Genomic DNA, 18,919 nt, shown 5'->3' on the forward strand with positions numbered 1-18,919 from the left:
CTAGTCTTTCTCAGCAAACAGCGCATCAACAAATTGCGGACCATCAAAGGGGCGCAAATCATCAATGCCTTCACCCACGCCAATATAGCGAATAGGCAGGGAAAATTGGTCTGCCAGTGCAAAAATGACTCCGCCTTTGGCAGTTCCATCCAGCTTGGTCAGGCACAAGCCCGTCAGGCCAACCGCCTGATTAAACAGACGCGCCTGGCTGATGGCGTTTTGGCCGGTACCGGCATCCAGGGTCAGCATAATTTCGTGGGGCGCTTCAGGATCGAGTTTCTTCATCACCCGTACGATTTTTTTAAGCTCTTCCATCAGATTGTCTTTATTCTGCAAACGCCCGGCAGTATCGGCAATCAGCACATCCACATTACGGGACTTGGCCGATTGCAGAGCATCGAAGATAACCGACGCGCTGTCTGCGCCGGTATGCTGGGCCACCACCTGAATCTTATTGCGCTCGCCCCAAGTCTGTAACTGTTCAACGGCTGCGGCTCGGAAAGTATCGCCGGCGGCCAGCATCACGCTTTTACCTTGCTGCTGGAATTGTTTGGCCAACTTGCCGATGGTGGTGGTTTTACCCACGCCGTTAACGCCGACCATCAGAATTACAAAAGGTCCGGAGCCTGACTTGATTTCCAGAGGCTGGCTGACTCCTTCAAGCATACCGGCCATTTGCGATTTCAGCAGACCATATAAGGCATCGCCGTCTCGTAACTGGTTGCGCTTGGCTGCATCGGTTAACTGCTGAATGATGGTTGCCGTGGTGTTGATACCCACATCTGCCACCAACAGTTGGGTTTCCAACTCTTCAAACAGTTCATCATCAATTTTCTTGCCACGAAACAGGCTGGCGATACCGCTGCCAATATTATTGCTGGTGCGGGATAAACTTTGCTTGAGTCTGGCGAAGAAACCGGTTTTGCTTGCAGGCTCAGGCTCAGGCTCAGGCTCAGGCTCAGGCTCAGGCTCAGGCTCAGGCTCAGGCTCAGGCTCAGGCTCAGGCTCAGGCTCAGGCTCAGGCTCAGGCTCAGGCTCAGGCTCAGGCTCAGGTGTGAGAACTACTGGTGGTGTTTCCGGTTGTGGCTCTACTGCTGCGTCATCTTTCGCCGGTTCGGGCGAAGTCAGCTCTGGGGATAACAGCGGAGATTTGCTTTCTTCAATTACCGGGGAAGAGGGTTCCGCCTGAGGCGTGGGTTTGTCATCTACGGGCGCTGGTTTGTCTTTTTTGAACCAGCCGAAAAACTTTGACATGGGCGTTGCGGATCCTTTGAAAATCGTTGGGTTATCGGCTCTAGCCGATTAGACTGTGCGCAATCATAGCATTTCTTGAATTGACAAATGAAGCGAGCTGTTAAAAGCCCGGCTGCTGCCATGGGCAGCATCCGTATTATTGGTGGGCGATGGCGAGGCAGAAAGCTGCCAGTGATGGATTTGGATGGCTTAAGGCCAACCACAGACCGCACCAAAGAAACGCTGTTTAACTGGTTAGCCGCTTATGTGGCAGACAGTCATTGTCTGGATGCTTTTGCGGGTACCGGTGGGCTGGGCCTTGAGGCGCTATCCCGGCACGCGGCTTCTGCCACCTTTGTGGAGCAGGATCGCCAGGCCGCGCAGTTGTTGGAAAAAAACATTCAAACGCTGGGCGCTCACCAACAGGCCAAATTGATTAAAGGTGGTGTGCAAGCCTATTTATCAAGCTGTACTGAGCGTTTTGACTTGGTGTTTCTTGACCCGCCTTTCCACCAGTCTTTATTAGGCGAGGTTATCCCTTTACTGAGTGCCAACAAGTTGCTCAATCATGGTGCTCTGATATATGTGGAAGCTGAGGTTGGTGCGTTATTGCCCATACCTACCGAATGGCAATTGCTAAAACAAAAGCAGACTAAGCAAGTCAGTTATCAACTCTACCAGTACCTGGAGATAACATGCAAAAGCCCAACGGAACAGGGTTAACCAGGATTTGGCGCGCCACCCGTTGTTCCATGGATGGGATTGGCTATGCGTTTCGCTATGAATCTGCATTTCGCCAGGAGATCCTGCTGTGTCTGGTGTTAATACCTGTTGCGCTGTGGCTGGCAGACTCCCCTGTGGAGTTAATTCTGCTTATTGTTCCACTGCTGTTTTTGCTGGTGGTTGAGTGCTTGAATAGTGCTGTAGAAGCGGCCATAGACCGGATAAGCACCGAGCGCCATCCGCTATCTAAACAAGCGAAAGACTTAGGCTCTGCAGCTGTGTTTTTTACCATGTTAATCATAGTTGTGAGCTGGCTCGCTATCCTGCTGCCCAAGTTGCTTTAGAGAGCTGTCAGCAGTGGAGACCAGATTGGACAAAATCTTTAGCCCAAATAGCACCTCACGCTAGTCATATAAATCCTTACACTTTGCAACAGCCTGATATTTGGTTAGTCACTATGCTGATTTAGCCAGAATGGAGGAGCCGTTGTGCGTATATTATTGAACATGATCGGGTTTGTGCTAAGTGGGGCGCTTTTTACTGTGCAGGCTTATGCTGACCAAACCGGACAGATGTGGTGGTACGAAAAGTCTAATCTGGACGGCAGTAACGCCGCCTATATTGCCGTTTACTTTCCCGCTGAAAATCACATTGAATCGTTTAAATGGCATCCTGGTGCAGGTCGCGCAACCCTTGTCCGGGCGGTTACTCATCCACTGACTAAAAACGTTTCAAGCTTTGCCGTGGTTAGATTGAATGCGCAAGGTGAGCAACAACAAATGGCCAGTTTGTTGGAACAAGATGGCTCTTTGCAAATAGCGCTGGGTGGGCAGCAAATACAGTTTGCGTTAGATGGGCAGTATTGGCACAGCTATGATTTTGACTTCGCCAGTCTCAGCGGTTTTTTCGCCGGTAGGGCTGATGAGCATACGACACTGGCATTTGAGCGGTTAGACTTCGATTTGCAACAAAAACCGGTGCAATTTAAATCATTTGGTGAAGTGCAGTTGCAGTTTGTTGATGAACAACAAGTGGATGGAAGGACCAGCCTGCATTATTTTATTGGCGGTACGGGATTATCTGGCAAGCAGGGCGATATTTGGTTTGATAAACAAAGCAAAGGCCTTGTAGGTTATGCCATCCCTGTTGGGGATGAGCCTGGCTATGAGTCGGTAAGGCTACGCTTGCTTGAAGTTCGAACGTTAGCGTCGTCAGCCTGGCAGGCGTTTCAGCTGCAGCAGTTAGCAATGCAGTAAGGAACGGGGCTGCTTATCTTTTGAGCATGAATTTGTTCATATTCAGCCTCTTCTGATCACAGCCTCGCTCCGTAGGCCTGGTGTTATTCGCTAATTTCCAGGCCGATATTACTGATGCCTTCTTCTGTGGCCATAGTGCGCAATTGCGACATACTTTCTTTGTCCCTTTTCAGCGACTCGAGACGGTCCAGCAGCTCATTTTGAAAGGCCACTTCCCATTCCATCAGAGGGTGGGCTTTAATTTGTTTGGCGTCCAGTTCTTCTTCACTGGTAGCTTCAATAAAAGCCTCAACCGAGCCTTGCGACAGCTTGCTTATGACCACCGCACCTTGTAAATCTTCTCCCATCATTAGCTGCAACAGTGCTGCAAATGACATGCAAAGGTCGATGGCGGGGTACACGCCATAGGAGTCGAATGCATCTGCATCCGGCGTGGCTTCTTCAATACGCTCAAGGTGCACGCCCAAGTTTAGTTTGGCTTTAGGATTGGCCAACCAATCCCACACGGCATTCAGGCTGTTGCGGTATTGTTCTGCATCACCAAAGTCGCTGACTTCACAAAATAATTGATAGTTAGGCAGGCTGCGTTCCACCAGGGTGGCGCCGAAGGCCACAGCTTGCCAATCCTGCAGGGTTCTTACCCGTTGAAAGGTGTTTAACTTCATGCACTATGCTCCAAGTATTTGGCGATACCGTCCAGGAACATCTGAATAGAGATCATGGCCAGAATCATACCCATCAGACGCTCCACAGCGGTTAAGCCTCGCTCGCCCAGGATGCGATGGAACAATCCAGAAAACATAAGAATCACTGATGACACAAACCAGGCTGACACGGCGGCGATAGTCCAGTCAGTCATGCGGGTAGGATCCTGATTGGCAATCAGAATCAGCGCTGCTAACAAGGACGGGCCGGCAACCAGAGGGATAGCCAAAGGTACCAGAAAGGGTTCTGAATCTGAGCTGTGACCTGTTGGGCCACCTGGTTGGGGAAAGATCATGCGGATGGCGATCAGGAATAACACAATACCACCCGCGACACTGACGGTTTCTTGCCTGACGTTGAGAAAATCCAATACGGCCTGACCGCTGTATAAGAACAACAGCATGATAGCCAGGGAAAAAAGTAACTCTCTGGCTACAATTATACGTCGGCGTCTGGAGGGTATCCCTTTCAGTACAGACATAAAGATGGGCAGATTGCCCAGAGGATCCATGATGAAAAACAACATGATAGCAGCAGACCAGGTATCCATTGATTTCCCAGGAGTTGAGTGACATTCTTTGTGTCTGCGTATTATCTGTCAAAATAGGCAGATTTTCAGTAAGTTAATTAAAAAGACCATCATGTGGCAGCCAAGTGGTACTGACGACATACTAGACTGTGTTTGTTCGGGGGAGGCTAGTGGTAACAGGTCTGTATGAAAAACACCTATACCAGTAACGGGGATGTGAAAAATGAGTTTGATGTCAGTATCTGAAGTGGCAGATTATCTGGGCGTACAGGAAATCCGGGTTGAGCGTTTAGAGCGCGAGAGCTTGTTGGTGGCAAAAGAGAAAGATGCTGAAGGTAACCCTTTGTTTGACAGTGATGATGTACGCAGATACAAAGAATTAGCAGAGCGCTTAGGCGGTATCTGAAAAAAGGGAAGCATAGCTTCCCTTTTTATTATTGCTTACGCATCAAGTAGTGCGCGGGCAATGGTTCTAATTCCCATACCTGTTGCACCCGCTGGCATAGTCGAAGTGGCGGTATTATTGAAGGCACCGGCCAGGTCCATATGTACCCAACCTTTACCACCGTTGGCAACAAAGCGAGATAAGAAACCCGCAGCATTAGAGGCACCGCCGGCACCACCACCTTTCATGGGACGGCTGTTGGCCGTATCCGCATAAGGAGATGGGCACATTTCCTGGTGCCAAACATCCAATGGCAACGGCCATACGGGTTCCATTTCCTGTTCGGCAAATTGCTGCATCCGTACTTGCGTGTCTTTATCCAATCCGAATAATGCATGGTATTCACCGCCTAGCGCCATCACTGCAGCACCGGTCAGGGTGGCAGCGTTGATTGTCAGGGGCGCACCTGTCTCACCTGCGGCCAGCAAACCATCGGCCAGTACTAAGCGTCCTTCGGCATCGGTGTTAACGATTTCCACTGTCAGACCGTTTTTATAGGTCAGAATGTCGCCCAATTTGTAGGCATGACCGCTGATCAGGTTCTCGGCACAGCACAAGAAGAGTTTCACACGTTTGTTCAGGCCTTGTAATATCGCCAAACCCAGCGCGCCACTGACGGTTGCTGCACCACCCATGTCGCATTTCATGGTCAACATACCTTCGCTGACCTTAATGCTGTAACCACCGCTGTCAAAAGTAATACCTTTGCCAACCAAGGCCGCTGCCACCGGCTCGTCAGCCTGGCCAGTTGGATTGTAGTCAAGCTCAAGCAGCACTGGTGGGCGCTCGCTACCACGACCTACATTGTATATGCCGGTCCATCCAGCTTCTTTAAGCTCTTCTCCCACCAGTGTTTTCGCTGAGATATGGCCAGGGGCCAGCTCGGACAGCCAGTTAACCACTTCGCTGGCCAGGCTCTGAGGATAAATATCTTCAGGGGTGCGGTTGACCAGGTTGCGGGTAAATAGCAATGCCTGGTACATCTTGGCCAGTTTGTCCTGGTTGGCATCCTCTGCCCATTGGATATGGTTTTGTTTCTTGGCCGTTGTGAAGCTGCCCGCAAAAGCCCATTGCTGATCCAGGCTCCATGTGCCAGCGAGTTGCACTTGCTCTATTCCCATACCATCTAATACGCGGGCGGCTTTGCGAATGCTACGGGTTTGATCTTTATCCGCACCTGAAAGGTGAATGGTGGCGGTTTGTTTGTCGAACGATACTGGCGCTTTGCTTCCCCATAGGCTGTCTGGGGCTGATGAACTAAGGCGGACTTGCAAGCTGGACATGAAATACTCCTGTTATGCTATCCTGAGCGGCTTGTTTGCCCAGGCAGTTAAGTCCTGTCATTTTACCAGCTAAGGTGTGTGTCTCAAGCCATGCTCTTTAATCCTCCTTTAATTCGCGGTGTATTGCTGAAAAGATACAAACGTTTTTTGGCTGATGTGCAGCTTGATAACGGTGATGTCGTGACTGCCCATTGTGCCAATACCGGCGCCATGACCGGCTGCGCTGAGCCTGGGTTTGTAGTGTGGTTGTCCTATCATCCTGACCCAAAGCGCAAACTCGCTTATAGCTGGCAATTGGCGCAAACTCATCAGCTGCACTGGATTGGTATTAACACGCTAAATGCTAATCGCATCGTGGAAGAAGCCGTGCGAGTGGGGAAGGTTGCAGAGCTAAGCGGCTACCAGCAAGTTACCCGGGAAGTGAAATACGGGCAGGAAAACAGCCGTATCGACTTATTGCTCAGTTCATCTGATAAGGCTGACTGCTATGTGGAGGTAAAGTCCGTCACTTTGCTGGAGGATGGACAAGGCTATTTTCCTGATGCGGTGACTCAGCGCGGTCAGCGCCATTTGGCTGAGTTGGCTTATATGGTAGAGCAGGGCGCGCGGGCTGTGCTGTTTTTTTGTGTGCAGCATACTGGTATCCAGTCTGTAAAAGTGGCAAGCCATATTGACCCGCAATACGCTCATGCCCTTGCTAAGGCACAGGCGTCAGGAGTAGAAATCATCGCTTATGATTGCTGTTTTAATGCTGAAAAAGTTCTATTAAATCAACCCCTCGAATTTGTTAATTGAAATTGAGGGTTGATTTTTACCCGCTAAAGACCATATAAGGCTTCTGATTTTGGACAGTGCAGCACTTTATGAGCCTGTCATGATAAAAATTGCCTGGCAAAGGGCTTTCTGCTATAGATAGCCGCTTGCTTTAGCTCGGAAAGCTGTTTAGGAGACTTGGCTGATGCCAACAGAAAATTCACATAAGTCACTCGGATTATTGGCTCTGGCCGGTTTAACTCCTTACCAGGAGAAAGACGGCGAAGAGTATATGAATGAGGGGCAACTGGAGCATTTTCGCGCGATTTTGAAGGCGTGGCGTGATCAGTTGCGCGAGGAAGTGGATCGTACCGTGCACCATATGCAGGACGAAGCGGCAAACTTCCCTGATCCAGTTGATCGTGCGGCCCAGGAAGAAGAATTCAGCCTGGAATTGCGTACCAGAGATCGTGAACGTAAGCTAATCAAGAAGATTGAGAAAACACTCAAGCGTATTGAAGAAGACGATTTCGGTTTTTGCGATGCTTGCGGTATCGAAATTGGCGTGCGCCGATTAGAAGCTCGTCCTACCGCAGATTTGTGTATCGACTGCAAAACCATGGCAGAGATCAAAGAAAAGCAGATGCAGGGCTAAGCCCTTCCTCACCTGCTGTCAGAAGTGAATGATGTCACTTCCAGATTATGCCCGGCTCAGGTCGGGCTGAGATTCTGTCGAGGTTAAAAATCGCAGCTTCCCTGCTGTCATTATTGTCCCCATGTCTGAATCCTCTCTTTACATCGGGCGTTTCGCGCCATCTCCTTCCGGCCCATTACATCTAGGCTCGTTAGTTGCTGCGCTTGGTAGTTTTTTGCAGGCACGCAGTCAAAATGGCAAGTGGCTGGTGCGTATTGAAGATATTGATCCGCCCAGAGAGCTTGGGGGCGCTTCAGCACTTATCCTACAGCAGTTGCAGGAGCATGGATTGACATGGGATGGACAGGTGCTCTATCAGAGTCAGCAATCAGCGCGATATGACGCCATATTGGCAAGGCTGGCGGATGCCGGGCAAAGTTATTCTTGTCAGTGCACCCGGGCACAGATAAAAGCGGCCGGGGGGCATATTCGCTGTGCAGGTCCCCGTGAAAAAAGCGGACCTGCCGCCATTCGTTTCTTAAATCAAAAACCTGTGCATGGATTTACCGATAGGCATCTGGGTAACATTGAGGTTGGACCCGAGTTAGCCGAAGAAGACTTTGTGATTCGCCGCAAAGATGGATTATATGCCTACCAACTGGCGGTGGTAGCCGATGATATTGAGCAAGGCATCACCGAGGTGGTACGAGGGGCTGACTTGCTGGAAGCTACAGTATTGCAGATTGCTCTGTATCACGCACTTGGCGCAGTAGCGCCGAGTTGGTTGCATTTACCCCTGGCGGTGAGCAAACCAGGTTTTAAACTCAGCAAACAGAATCATGCGCCGGCTCTGCAAGGCAGGCAAGCTTTAGCTAATATTCGTCAAGCTCTGGCAATTTTGGGTTTTGGCAAGGAGTTGCTGGCCGATTTTGATCAAGTGGACAGCTTGCTAAACTGGGCCGTGGCTAACTGGCACATCTCGCGGCTTCCTCGTCACCGGGAAGTGCAACTTGAACTATCATCACACTAAGCACGTCGATTCTCTTTTTGCCCTTGCTGGTATATTATTAGCGCCCATTTTTTAGGCTCATGGGCAGTGCAGGAGACAGCATTATCATTTCCCGTGTCATAAACAAGGTCAAACAGGTGCTTTCCGGCCAGCCTGCCAAGATCAAGCTTACCCCTGTGAGCATTCCTCGTGCAGAGCATGGCATTTCTCGTCAGGACATCAGTGACAATGCCTTGAAAGTCTTGTACCGACTGCACAATGCCGGTTTTCAGGCGCATTTGGTAGGCGGTTGCGTACGTGACCTGTTACTTGGTTTACACCCAAAGGACTTTGATGTGGCCACAGACGCTGAACCTGAGCAGGTTAAGGCGCTGTTTCGCAATTGCCGACTGATTGGTCGCCGTTTTCGCTTGGCGCATGTGGTTTTTGGTAAAGAAATTATTGAGGTGGCTACTTTCCGTGGACATCACCAGTCGCAATCTGACGAGGTGGATGACAAGCAAAGCAAGCACAGCGATGAAGGCTTAATCCTGCGTGATAACGTTTTCGGTAGCATTGAAGAAGACGCGCAGCGACGTGACTTCACTTGCAATGCGATGTATTACAACATTGCTGATTTCAGTGTCACGGATTTTGCTGGTGGTATGCAGGCGCTGAAAGAGCGCAAGATCCATCTGATTGGTGATCCGGAAACCCGCTATCGCGAGGACCCAGTGCGCATGCTGCGGGCAGTGCGCTTTGCTGCCAAGCTGGATATGCAAATTTCCAAAGAAGCCGGTGATATTATTCCACATCTGGCTCCCTTACTGGCCAATATCCCGCCGGCGCGTTTGTTTGAAGAAGTGCTGAAACTGTTTTTATCCGGTAAGGGATTGGAAACCTACCGTTTGTTGCAACAATACGGCCTGTTTGCCCAGCTTTTCCCACAGTTGCAGCCCATGCTAAAAGTACCAGGTAGCAAAGAGTGCCAGTTTGTCGAGCAGGTGCTGATTAATACCGATGAACGTATTAACGCGGACATGCGCGTTACTCCTGCTTTTATTTATGCCGCATTACTTTGGTATCCGGTGGAGCTGCGCAGCCAGCAGTTGCAAGCAGACGGTGGTTTAAGCAATCAAGATGCCTTTAGCATGGCCATGAACGATGTGCTGCATCGTCAATTGCAGCGCATTATGATTCCCAAGCGTTTTACCTTACCTATCAGAGATATTTGGGCATTGCAGCATCGTCTGAGCAGACGTTTTGGTCGCCGTGCCTATATGCTGTTGGAACATCCGAAATTCCGGGCTGGTTATGATTTCCTTTTGCTGCGGGCCGGTATTGAAGGTGGTGAGTTGGAAAGTCTGGCTAGCTGGTGGACTGAGTTTCAGCACGCGGATGCTGAACAGCGTAAAACCATGCTCGAGCGTTTGCAGGGTGGAGACAGTGGCAAGCGAAATACCCGTCGACGCAGACGACCTCGCACCAGCAAGAAGCCACAAGCCTGATGAACCTTTGTTATATTGGGCTTGGCAGTAATCTAAGCCAGCCCCAGGCTCAGTTACTGCAAGCACTGCGCATGTTGAATCATCCGGATATTGGTAGGTTGGTCCGCTGTTCTTCTTTTTATACCAGCAAGCCTATGGGGCCTCAGGATCAGCCCGATTATGTGAATGCCGTGGCGGCGGTTGAAACCGTTCTGTCTCCACTGGATTTGTTAAGGGCCTTACAAGCTATTGAAAATGATCAAGGGCGGGTAAGAGAGCGTCGCTGGGGCGCCAGAACCTTGGACCTGGATATTCTGCTGTATGGCGAACAAGTGATTGAGTTACCCGATCTGACGGTTCCACACTATGGAATGGCAGACCGGGAGTTTGTGTTGTACCCGTTGTATGAGATAGCGCCAGCGCTGCAAATGCCGGATGGACAAAAGCTAACAACCTTATTGGCAAATTGTCCGGCCAATGGTCTGCTAACCTTGCTGGATAGCAACCAAGTACACGACGCTCTGGCGGTATGCTGACTTCGGTGTACCAAGGGGACGGTAATTCCGTTCTGGTGGGATAAATCGCTTGTAGCGACGTGGGGGAAACCTATGAAGAAAGTGACGATCTCAACTCTGGCTAAAATGAAGCAAGAGGGTGAGCGAATCAGTGTTATCACGGCTTATGATGCCAGCTTTGCCAAGCTATTTGACGAGCAAGGTATCGAAGTGATGTTGATAGGTGACTCTCTGGGTATGGTTTTGATGGGGGAAGACAGCACTTTACCCGTAACCATAGAGCAAATGGCCTATCACACTAAGTCGGTAAAAAACGGCGCTAAGCGTGCCTTTGTGGTCGCTGATATGCCCTTTATGTCTTACGCCACTACCGAGCAAACTTATGCCAATGCTGCCAGGTTAATGGCGGCAGGGGCTGAAATGGTCAAAATGGAAGGTGGCTCTTGGTTAGTCGAGAGTATTAAAGGACTGACCGAACGCGGTGTGCCGGTTTGTGGTCACCTTGGCCTGACACCCCAATCCGTACACAAGTTTGGCGGCTTTAAAGTGCAAGGCCGTGACGAGCAGGCTGCCGAAGATATTCTTGCCCAGGCTCAGGCCTTGGAGCAGGCCGGTATCCAACTATTGGTGCTGGAATGTATTCCTACCGAGCTTGGTCAACGAATCAGTCAGGCCCTGAGCATCCCGGTAATAGGTATAGGTGCCGGTCCACATACCGATGGCCAGGTATTGGTGATGCACGATATGTTGGGTATCAGCGCAAACTATATGCCGAAGTTTTCCAAGAATTATTTGGCCGTAACCGGTGATATTCGTAAAGCCGTCAGCTTGTATATCGAAGAAGTCAAAAATGGCGACTTCCCAACCGAGCAGCATAGTTTTAGTTGAGGTAAATGATGCAAGTGATCAGTGATATCGCCAGCCTGCGAGACATCAGACGACGCTGGCAACTAGAAGGTAAGGTCATAGGCTTTGTGCCGACCATGGGTAATCTGCACCATGGCCATTTGCGCTTGGTTAAAGAAGCCCGGGAAGTCACCGACATTGTGGTCGTGTCTATCTTCGTTAACCCCTTGCAGTTTGGTCCAGACGAGGACCTGGCTGCCTATCCGCGCACTATGGCACATGATCTGGCTGCCCTGGAATCTTTGGGGGTAGATGTTGTATTTACCCCGCAGGTTGAGGATATCTACCCGCGTGGCTTGGAGCAGCAAACTTTTGTCGAGGTTCCTGGCATCTCATATATGATTTGTGGGGCCAGTCGCCCTGGGCATTTTCGTGGCGTAGCCACTATCGTCTGTAAGCTGTTCAATATGGTACAGCCAAACCATGCTTTCTTCGGCGAGAAAGATTTCCAGCAACTCCAGGTGATTAAAGCCATGGTCACGGATTTGTCCATGAACCTAAAGATCCATGGTGTATCGACGGTCCGAGAAGGTGATGGCCTGGCTATGAGCTCCAGGAACAACTATCTGACGACGGCCGAACGGGAAATTGCTCCAGCGTTGTATCGTCACCTTAAGTCCATCGCCGATGCGATTCAACTGGGTCGCCGTGATTTCTCACGCCTGATTCAGGAGCACAAGCAAAAGCTGCTGGATGACGGATTTAAACCTGACTATATAGAGATCCGCTCGGCGGAGTCCCTATTGCATCCCAGCCATGAAGATACCCATCTGGTAATATTGGGCGCTGCATTTTTGGGACGCGCCAGGTTAATTGATAACATCCAAGTGGAATTGCAGGAATAAGCACTACACTTGTCTGGTACTAGGCCAAGGAGTGCTAAATGATTATCAGGCAAATACGCGCCGGCATAGCGATGTTGTTCGGCGCTTTATCTCTCCCGCTTCTCGCTCACCCTTTTGCTCCTCAGTTGCTGTTTAGTTATATCAGCCACCCCCAAATTAGTCTGATTCAGGACGAATTACGGCAAGCCTATTCGAATCTGGGCATTGAACTGGCTTTTACACCTGTTGCCAGTGAAAGGGAGTTTATTTTGGGTAATCGTGGCGACGTTGACGGTATTGCCGCTAAGTTTGCGTTTGCCGAAGAGCAACTGCCAGATATGGTCAGGGTGGATGTGCCGTTAATGACTGTAGAGATCTATCTGGTGTGTTCCCAATCTGTCGTCTGTCAGCACCAAGTGTTACAGGATGCCAGAAAGACCATAGCGTTGGTTGGGGGAAAAACCGTATTGAGCGAAGTGTTGGGAGATTCTCCGGTAAGACGCATTGAATTGTCATCCCACCAACAGGTACTGGATATGCTGGGACACAAACGTATTGACTATGCTCTGCTGGCGTTGTCTTACAAGCACATCCCTATGCTTGGCTCACAAGGCATACAAATCGCGCTGCCGGCCGTTTATAAAGGCAAGGTTTACCATTATTTGCACCAGCGTTACGCCGAGCAGGTTGCTGATGTTGAAAGGGAGCTGCGCTATGTCGTGGAGCGCAGCAATTCGATTAGCAAGTAGTGCTGCTGTTTATTGTGGTGAGCAGTTGCTGATATTGTGGTAATGAACAGGCCAAGCGCTCTTGTTCTGCAAGGATGTCGGCAAGGTCATCTTCACTGGTCAAGGGGTTCGCCAGTACCACTCTGAAGACGTTTATCGGGCCGTCATAAGCCGCAATCTCCAGGCGAGTGCGAGAAACAAATGAATGTCCTGATTCACGCTGTTGTTTTTGAATGGCGACGGTTAGCTCGTCAAGCAGCGGATTCAATTGCGCCGCCAAGGCCGCGTCTGCCTGTAGACTGGATTGCACCACTTCTGGCACAAAGCGGTAGGTCAGCAAACATAAAACCGGGGAGGTAGTCAGTTGAAAGTGTGGGTGTGCTTCAATCATGGCAGCGAAGGCTTTGGCTTTTTCGATGCTTTGATCAATCAACAGTTCGTACCCGTTTCTGCCGAGAATATGTAATGACGCATACAGCATCATCGCCATACCGTTACGCGAACCTTCCAGACTGGTGGCGCCCAGATCTTTTGAGCCCTGGCGCAGAATGTATTGCGCGTGATGACGGACCTGATTACCCGCATCAGGATCTTTAAACAGCACCATACCGGCCCCCATGGGGACATACATCTGCTTATGGGCATCCAAGGTGACGGAGTCTGCCCGTTCAATTCCTTTGAGCAAGCCGCCATAGCGGCGCGAAAACAAGGTTGCACCACCCCAGGCCGCATCTACGTGTAAGTGGCAGCCCAATTCAGCCGCGACATCCGCCAGTTCATCAAGTGGGTCGATGTGACCGGTCTCTGTCGTACCGGCCAGGGCAACCAGGGCCATGACTTTGCCTCCCTGGGCCAGTATCGTTTGGCCCTCTTTAAGCGCAAGTTGCGGATCTAAAGTCTGATTAGGGCAAGGCAGCGTCAACAGACTCTGACGACCCAGACCCAGCACATCTACCGCTTTACCCAGTGAATAATGACCGCGTCGGGAGGTGATAACAGAGAGTTTTTTGTAGCCGTATTCTTGCATTCCTGCCAGCAAGCCATCTTGGCTTATACCGCGGAATTGCTCTCTGGGGGCAAAAAGCCGGTTGCGGGCTACCCACAAGGCCGAAATATTGGCGATGGTGCCGCCGCTGCAAAAACTACCCAGGCTGCGGTTAGCATTGTGCAGGTACTGCTGGTAGAAACTGTCATCATGTTTGTAAACCAGACGGTGAATCATACCCAGCACCTGACGCTCCAGAGGCGTAAAGGCCTTGGACGTTTCAATTTTGACCAGATTCTGGTTAAGGCCTACCAGCAATTTAGCCAAGCTCAGATGAAAATAGGGGAGCGCTGAGGTCATATGGCCGATAAAGCGGGGGGAATAAGTATTGACCGAATGGGCTACCAGCTTGTCTAGTAGCTGTTCTGCATGCTCGGAGACAAACTGGGGCTGCTCAGGAATGAGTGACTGGTTGAAGTCCTGCTCGATATCCTCCAGAGAGCGGTTGCTGGCGACAACGTGCCTGGATAGAAAATCTGCCAGGTTGTCAGACAAATGGCGCTCTATTTGTGCCAGCTTGGAATCCTGACCTTCTGGCTTGGTAAAAACTCGATACAGATGTGCCAGGCTGGCTTGGGCGTTGGTCACTGACATTCTCTATTCAACCGTCCGGACGCGGACTTTACCCTTTTTCCCCTCTGGCGTCATCCACTGCAAAGTGAGGTGGACAAATTGGTATCCGCCCGGCAATAGCGCTGCTATATTGAGATTATCGGGTTGATAAGAAGAAATTGCATGCGAATTAAAGAGATAGCTGGTTTGTTCGATATGGAGCGTATCGTGCCCTATTTCCAGCCGATAATGGATCTGCAGCATCATGCGGTGTGGAGTTATGAGTGCCTGGCCCGGCTTGTCACCGATGACGAACGAACCTTTTTACCCAGTGAGTTTCTCTACCTGGTGGAGCGTCATCAATGCTTCGGTGAGCTGAGCCAGCGGATTTTCTATAACTGTGCCAGTTATTTTCGTAACAACAACATGGCCTTTAGTATCAATATCAGCCAGCAGGATATTGTGGAGCCCGGTTTTGCCAAGTTCCTGGCTGAATTTCTGGATAACTATCCCGACCCCAGCAGGGTGACCCTGGAGTTGATGGCATCTACCGCGTTTGATTATCGTGATGACTTTATGTCCTTCCTGGCCATATGTAAGACGTTGAATGTCAGATTGTTTGTTGATCATTTTGGCGCTATTTCCAGCAATATCACCAGTATTCTTGACTTGCCCATAGACGGCGTAAAAGTCGATGGTTCGTTGATTCGGCAAGTCGTCAAAAGCCAGGAAGCGCTTGATTTTGTTGGTTACCTGAACCAATTGGCTGATGAGCGCAATATCGCCGTAATTGCCGAGCATATTGAAGACCAAAGTGCACTGGAAGCAGTGCAGGGGTTGGGAATTCGCTATGGACAAGGATTCTATTTCAGCCGTCCCCAGGCTTTTTTAAATTAATCAGTGCTTTTGGTCATGAAGCGCGATGGCCGCGATTCTTGACAGTTGTAAATAAAATGTAGCAGGCCATCTTCGTCCGGCGAATTGACCAGCCCGGTAAGGATAAGGTACTTATGCGTTTACCTTAATACTGCCAAGGACTTTTCATGCAAGATCATGCCTGCGTTCCCCTGACGGATTATCAGGAATTTTCCCCGGACGAAATGCTCGCTCGGGCCCAAGCTTTTTATGCCAGTTGTCAGCGCCGTCATACCATTCGCTCCTTTTCAGATAAGCCGGTCAGTAAAGAACTTATCGAAACTTGCATACGCTCAGCAGGAACCGCGCCAAGTGGTGCAAATCATCAACCCTGGCATTTCGTAGCAATTCAGGATGCTGATGTAAAACGTCAGATTCGCGAGCAGGCTGAAGCCCTGGAGCGCTCCTTTTATGAAGGGCGTGCCGGCGAAGAATGGCTGGGGGCACTTAAACCCTTGGGGACCGATGCGCAGAAACCTTATCTTGAAACGGCGCCCTGGCTTATCGCTGTGTTTAGCCAAAAGCGTGGTGGCATTCATGCGCAAGATAATCAGCAGAACTACTATGTGCATGAATCTGTTGGACTGGCCACGGGGTTTCTGATCCAGGCGTTGCATCAAGCGGGATTGGTGACACTGACTCATACACCCAAGCCCATGAGCTTTCTTACTGAAATATGCCAGCGCAATCCGGATAACGAACGTCCCTTTATGCTCTTGATCGCGGGTTATCCCGCCGAGGACGCCACAGTGCCCGAACATGCCTTGGTGAAAAAAGACCTGAGTGAGATATCTACCTTTCTCTAAAGTAGGTTTAAAAAGAAAAGCCCCGCATCGGCGGGGCTTTTGTGTTTTTAGGGCAAGTCGACTTCCAACTGCCAGCTTTGCTGACCACTGGCCCAGTACTTACGTTCGAATGGTGTCATGGGTTCGGCCGCTTGATATAGCGCTGGTGTGGCTGTCACGCCGGCTATAGCCAATGCCAGAGCAAACTCTTCAATATACAAAGGCCAATTACTGCGCACGGTTAGGGTGCCGCCTAGCTTAAGAATATCGGCAAAGGCCGCCCCCCCATGCCAGCGACGTTTAACGTGCATAGATTTGGGCCAGGGATTGGGGTAAAGCAGGAAATGTCGTTGCAGTTTCCAGCCACTTTGATAAGCCAGACGCCAGAAGTCGTTTAAATCAGCGCGCAGCACCAGATAGTTGTCCTGATCCACTGCATATCCGCGCTCGTGCTTGCTGGTGCGCAGAGCAGACTTATCTACGCCAATCACTTTAGCCTCTGGATAGAGTGCTGCGATAACGGCAGTGCTTTCCCCCACGCCGCAGCATGAGTCCATAATTAATGGTCCTTGCCAGTCGCCCAGCCAGGCTTGTGCCTCAGCAAAAGCATCCAGTGTGTGCTGGCTGAAAGGCTTTTGCGATTGGCTGCTCAGGTGACGCCGAACCAGCTCCTCTAGTTTTTCATGTGGGCCATCTTGGTTACTGGTGACAATTTTAGACTCACCCATCAGCTACGGATCCCCACGCCTTTATTGATTAGATGCCATGCGGTGGCGAATAGCGCCAGATTAAAGGCTAGCAGCACCGCAATAGAGGTGCCAATGCCCACATCAGACACACCCAGGAAACCATAACGGAAGCCATTTACCATATAGACGATGGGGTTTGCCTTACTTACCCATTGCCAGAATTCAGGCAGCAGGGTTAATGAGTAAAACACGCCGCCTAAATAGGTGAGTGGGGTCAGCACAAAGGTCGGGATCACACTGATGTCATCAAAGGTTTTGGCATAAACCGCGTTCACCAATCCAGCCGCGGCGAATAAGGTTGCGGTTAATACCAGTGTGGCTACCAGCATCACTGGGTGGTGAATTTGTATATCCACAAATAACAGTGACACCAGGGTTACAATCAATCCGACCAATAATGCGCGGGCGACACCGCCTCCCACGAAGCCGAGGATGATGATCCAATTAGACAATGGAGCGACCAGAAGCTCTTCGACGTTACGCTGGAATTTGGCGCTGAAGAAGGACGATGACACATTGGCGTAAGCATTGGTGATCACCGACATCATAATCAGGCCGGGCACAATAAACTCCATATAGCTGAAGCCACCCATCTCGCCAATGCGACTACCGATCAGGCTACCGAAAATGACAAAGTAAAGGCTCATGGTGATGGCGGGCGGTACCAGGGTTTGCACCCAGATGCGCAAAAAACGTGTACATTCCTTACGCCACAGGGTTTTAAGGGCAGTTAACTGCAAATTAGCCATGTTGTGCCTCCTTGGAAGCCGAAGCTTGGGTGCGACCGTCTTCGACCAGGCGAACAAATAGCTCTTCTAGTCGGTTGGATTTATTACGCATACTCAGCACTTGAATGCCTTGTTCGGAAAGTTGGCTGAATACGCCGTTCAGGCCCGTTGCTTTGGGGACATCCACTTCCAATGTATGGTCATCAGTTTGACGGTAGGTAAAGCCCTGCAACTGCGGTTTCAGGCTGTTCGCGGGTAGATCGAGAATGAAAGTTTCAATATTCAGCTTGGAAAGCAGACCTTTCATGCTGGTGTTTTCGATGATGCGACCTTTGTCGATAATGGCGATATTACGACACAGCATCTCCGCTTCCTCCAGATAATGGGTGGTCAGGATAATAGTGATGCCTTGACGGTTTATCTCCTGCAGGAAAGTCCACATGGAGCGACGGATTTCTATATCTACGCCGGCTGTGGGCTCATCCAGAATCAGCACTTTGGGCTCGTGCATCAAGGCCCTTGCGATCATTAAGCGACGCTTCATACCACCGGATAAGGTACGCGCCGCCATGTTGCGCTTTTCCCATAAATCCAGTTGTTTGAGGTATTTTTCAGCACGCTGCAAGGCGAGTGGACGTGGGACCCCATAATAGCCAGCCTGATTACAAACAATCTGCAGTAAGGTCTCAAACTGATTAAAATTGAATTCCTGCGGCACTAAGCCGATATGTGACTTGGCCTTGACCAGATCTTTATCCATATCATCGCCAAATATCATTACTTTGCCGTCTGACTTGTTAACCAGACTGGCGATAATGCCAATGGTGGTCGACTTACCCGCCCCGTTGGGGCCCAGTAGGGCAAAAAAGTCGCCTTCCTTTACTGTCAGGTCTATACCTTTAAGGGCTTCTACATTACCTCTGTAGGTTTTACGCAGCCCCTGAATTTCCAAAGCATTTCGCATTATTAGAGTATCCAGTTTGGTGTGGCAGGATTGTGGCTTAGGATTAATCGATCGTTCAAAGGTTGGGATGGCCGGGACACTTTTCAAGCGCCAGCTTATCTTAAACAGCAATGAAACCCGAGACGAATACCGAAGCTAAGTACTAGTGAGATAAAAATATGGTGTTAAGCTT

The 18,919-nt window shown here is 50.2% G+C and carries 22 protein-coding genes; 14 read left to right on the forward strand and 8 right to left on the reverse strand.

Going from position 1 to position 18,919, the window contains the following annotated elements:
• A complete protein-coding gene (gene ftsY / locus KJY73_RS20980) occupies positions 1-1,254 on the reverse strand; it encodes a signal recognition particle-docking protein FtsY (protein ID WP_214345589.1) in 1,254 nt (417 codons plus the stop codon).
• An 87-nt stretch (positions 1,255-1,341) separates the two neighbouring features.
• On the opposite strand from ftsY, the gene rsmD reads away from it, so the two are divergent.
• The 3 genes from rsmD to KJY73_RS20995 all read left to right on the forward strand — a co-directional run bounded on the left by rsmD (position 1,342) and on the right by KJY73_RS20995 (position 3,212).
• Entirely contained in the window at positions 1,342-1,956 is a 615-nt protein-coding gene (gene rsmD / locus KJY73_RS20985; protein WP_214345590.1) for a 16S rRNA (guanine(966)-N(2))-methyltransferase RsmD, read from the forward strand.
• Positions 1,929-2,300 (forward strand): diacylglycerol kinase, encoded by a 372-nt coding sequence (locus KJY73_RS20990; protein ID WP_214345591.1) that lies wholly within the window; start codon positions 1,929-1,931, stop codon positions 2,298-2,300. Before rsmD ends, KJY73_RS20990 begins: the two co-directional genes overlap by 28 nt.
• A gap of 144 nt (positions 2,301-2,444) precedes the next feature.
• Positions 2,445-3,212 carry a hypothetical protein gene (locus KJY73_RS20995; protein ID WP_214345592.1) on the forward strand — a complete coding sequence of 256 codons (768 nt, stop codon included), beginning with the start codon at positions 2,445-2,447 and terminating at the stop codon, positions 3,210-3,212.
• An 83-nt stretch (positions 3,213-3,295) separates the two neighbouring features.
• On the opposite strand, the gene KJY73_RS21000 is transcribed toward KJY73_RS20995, so the two are convergent.
• Positions 3,296-3,877, reverse strand: a complete 582-nt coding sequence (locus KJY73_RS21000) for a YjaG family protein (protein ID WP_206595878.1) — start codon at positions 3,875-3,877, stop codon at positions 3,296-3,298.
• Positions 3,874-4,467: a YhgN family NAAT transporter gene (locus KJY73_RS21005; RefSeq protein ID WP_214345593.1), complete on the reverse strand. Its 594-nt coding sequence runs from the start codon at positions 4,465-4,467 to the stop codon at positions 3,874-3,876. The genes KJY73_RS21000 and KJY73_RS21005 overlap by 4 nt, the downstream gene beginning before the upstream one ends.
• 202 nt (positions 4,468-4,669) lie before the next feature.
• On the opposite strand from KJY73_RS21005, the gene KJY73_RS21010 reads away from it, so the two are divergent.
• A complete protein-coding gene (locus KJY73_RS21010) occupies positions 4,670-4,852 on the forward strand; it encodes a helix-turn-helix domain-containing protein (protein ID WP_214345594.1) in 183 nt (60 codons plus the stop codon).
• A 35-nt stretch (positions 4,853-4,887) separates the two neighbouring features.
• On the opposite strand, the gene pepB is transcribed toward KJY73_RS21010, so the two are convergent.
• A complete protein-coding gene (gene pepB / locus KJY73_RS21015) occupies positions 4,888-6,174 on the reverse strand; it encodes an aminopeptidase PepB (RefSeq protein WP_214345595.1) in 1,287 nt (428 codons plus the stop codon).
• Positions 6,175-6,264: 90 nt separating this feature from the next.
• On the opposite strand from pepB, the gene sfsA reads away from it, so the two are divergent.
• From sfsA to KJY73_RS21055, 8 genes are all read left to right on the forward strand, one after another.
• On the forward strand, positions 6,265-6,969 hold the full coding sequence (gene sfsA, locus KJY73_RS21020) for a DNA/RNA nuclease SfsA (RefSeq protein ID WP_214345596.1): 705 nt from the start codon (positions 6,265-6,267) through the stop codon (positions 6,967-6,969).
• A gap of 163 nt (positions 6,970-7,132) precedes the next feature.
• Positions 7,133-7,582: an RNA polymerase-binding protein DksA gene (dksA, locus tag KJY73_RS21025; RefSeq protein ID WP_206595873.1), complete on the forward strand. Its 450-nt coding sequence runs from the start codon at positions 7,133-7,135 to the stop codon at positions 7,580-7,582.
• Between the two features lie 121 nt (positions 7,583-7,703).
• Positions 7,704-8,591 (forward strand): tRNA glutamyl-Q(34) synthetase GluQRS, encoded by an 888-nt coding sequence (gluQRS, locus tag KJY73_RS21030; RefSeq protein WP_214345597.1) that lies wholly within the window; start codon positions 7,704-7,706, stop codon positions 8,589-8,591.
• 161 nt (positions 8,592-8,752) lie between these two features.
• Complete coding sequence (gene pcnB / locus KJY73_RS21035; protein ID WP_214345628.1) at positions 8,753-10,057, forward strand: polynucleotide adenylyltransferase PcnB; 1,305 nt, start codon at positions 8,753-8,755, stop codon at positions 10,055-10,057.
• Positions 10,057-10,572: a 2-amino-4-hydroxy-6-hydroxymethyldihydropteridine diphosphokinase gene (gene folK, locus KJY73_RS21040; protein WP_214345598.1), complete on the forward strand. Its 516-nt coding sequence runs from the start codon at positions 10,057-10,059 to the stop codon at positions 10,570-10,572. The genes pcnB and folK overlap by 1 nt, the downstream gene beginning before the upstream one ends.
• A gap of 72 nt (positions 10,573-10,644) precedes the next feature.
• Positions 10,645-11,439: a 3-methyl-2-oxobutanoate hydroxymethyltransferase gene (panB, locus tag KJY73_RS21045; protein WP_214345599.1), complete on the forward strand. Its 795-nt coding sequence runs from the start codon at positions 10,645-10,647 to the stop codon at positions 11,437-11,439.
• Between the two features lie 8 nt (positions 11,440-11,447).
• Positions 11,448-12,302: a pantoate--beta-alanine ligase gene (gene panC, locus KJY73_RS21050; RefSeq protein WP_214345629.1), complete on the forward strand. Its 855-nt coding sequence runs from the start codon at positions 11,448-11,450 to the stop codon at positions 12,300-12,302.
• A 38-nt stretch (positions 12,303-12,340) separates the two neighbouring features.
• Entirely contained in the window at positions 12,341-13,030 is a 690-nt protein-coding gene (locus KJY73_RS21055; RefSeq protein WP_214345600.1) for a hypothetical protein, read from the forward strand.
• Here KJY73_RS21055 and panP read toward each other — a convergent pair.
• Entirely contained in the window at positions 13,020-14,648 is a 1,629-nt protein-coding gene (gene panP, locus KJY73_RS21060; protein WP_232848807.1) for a pyridoxal-dependent aspartate 1-decarboxylase PanP, read from the reverse strand. The two genes, KJY73_RS21055 and panP, sit on opposite strands and share 11 nt — an antisense overlap.
• Positions 14,649-14,789: 141 nt before the next feature.
• Between panP and KJY73_RS21065 the strand changes: the two genes are divergently transcribed.
• Positions 14,790-15,503, forward strand: a complete 714-nt coding sequence (locus tag KJY73_RS21065) for an EAL domain-containing protein (protein ID WP_206595867.1) — start codon at positions 14,790-14,792, stop codon at positions 15,501-15,503.
• A 146-nt stretch (positions 15,504-15,649) separates the two neighbouring features.
• Positions 15,650-16,327, forward strand: coding sequence for a nitroreductase family protein (locus KJY73_RS21070; protein WP_214345601.1), 678 nt, complete (start codon positions 15,650-15,652; stop codon positions 16,325-16,327).
• Between the two features lie 47 nt (positions 16,328-16,374).
• On the opposite strand, the gene trmB is transcribed toward KJY73_RS21070, so the two are convergent.
• The 3 genes from trmB to KJY73_RS21085 are packed head-to-tail and all read right to left on the reverse strand — an operon-like array spanning position 16,375 to position 18,747.
• Entirely contained in the window at positions 16,375-17,034 is a 660-nt protein-coding gene (gene trmB, locus KJY73_RS21075) for a tRNA (guanine(46)-N(7))-methyltransferase TrmB (protein ID WP_214345602.1), read from the reverse strand.
• On the reverse strand, positions 17,034-17,804 hold the full coding sequence (locus KJY73_RS21080) for an ABC transporter permease (protein WP_214345603.1): 771 nt from the start codon (positions 17,802-17,804) through the stop codon (positions 17,034-17,036). The genes trmB and KJY73_RS21080 overlap by 1 nt, the downstream gene beginning before the upstream one ends.
• Positions 17,797-18,747 carry an ABC transporter ATP-binding protein gene (locus KJY73_RS21085; RefSeq protein ID WP_214345604.1) on the reverse strand — a complete coding sequence of 317 codons (951 nt, stop codon included), beginning with the start codon at positions 18,745-18,747 and terminating at the stop codon, positions 17,797-17,799. The genes KJY73_RS21080 and KJY73_RS21085 overlap by 8 nt, the downstream gene beginning before the upstream one ends.
• Positions 18,748-18,919: the final 172 nt, after the last annotated feature.

It is taken from the genome of Bowmanella yangjiangensis, assembly GCF_018531185.1.
Classification (GTDB): Bacteria; Pseudomonadota; Gammaproteobacteria; order Enterobacterales; family Alteromonadaceae; genus Bowmanella; species Bowmanella yangjiangensis.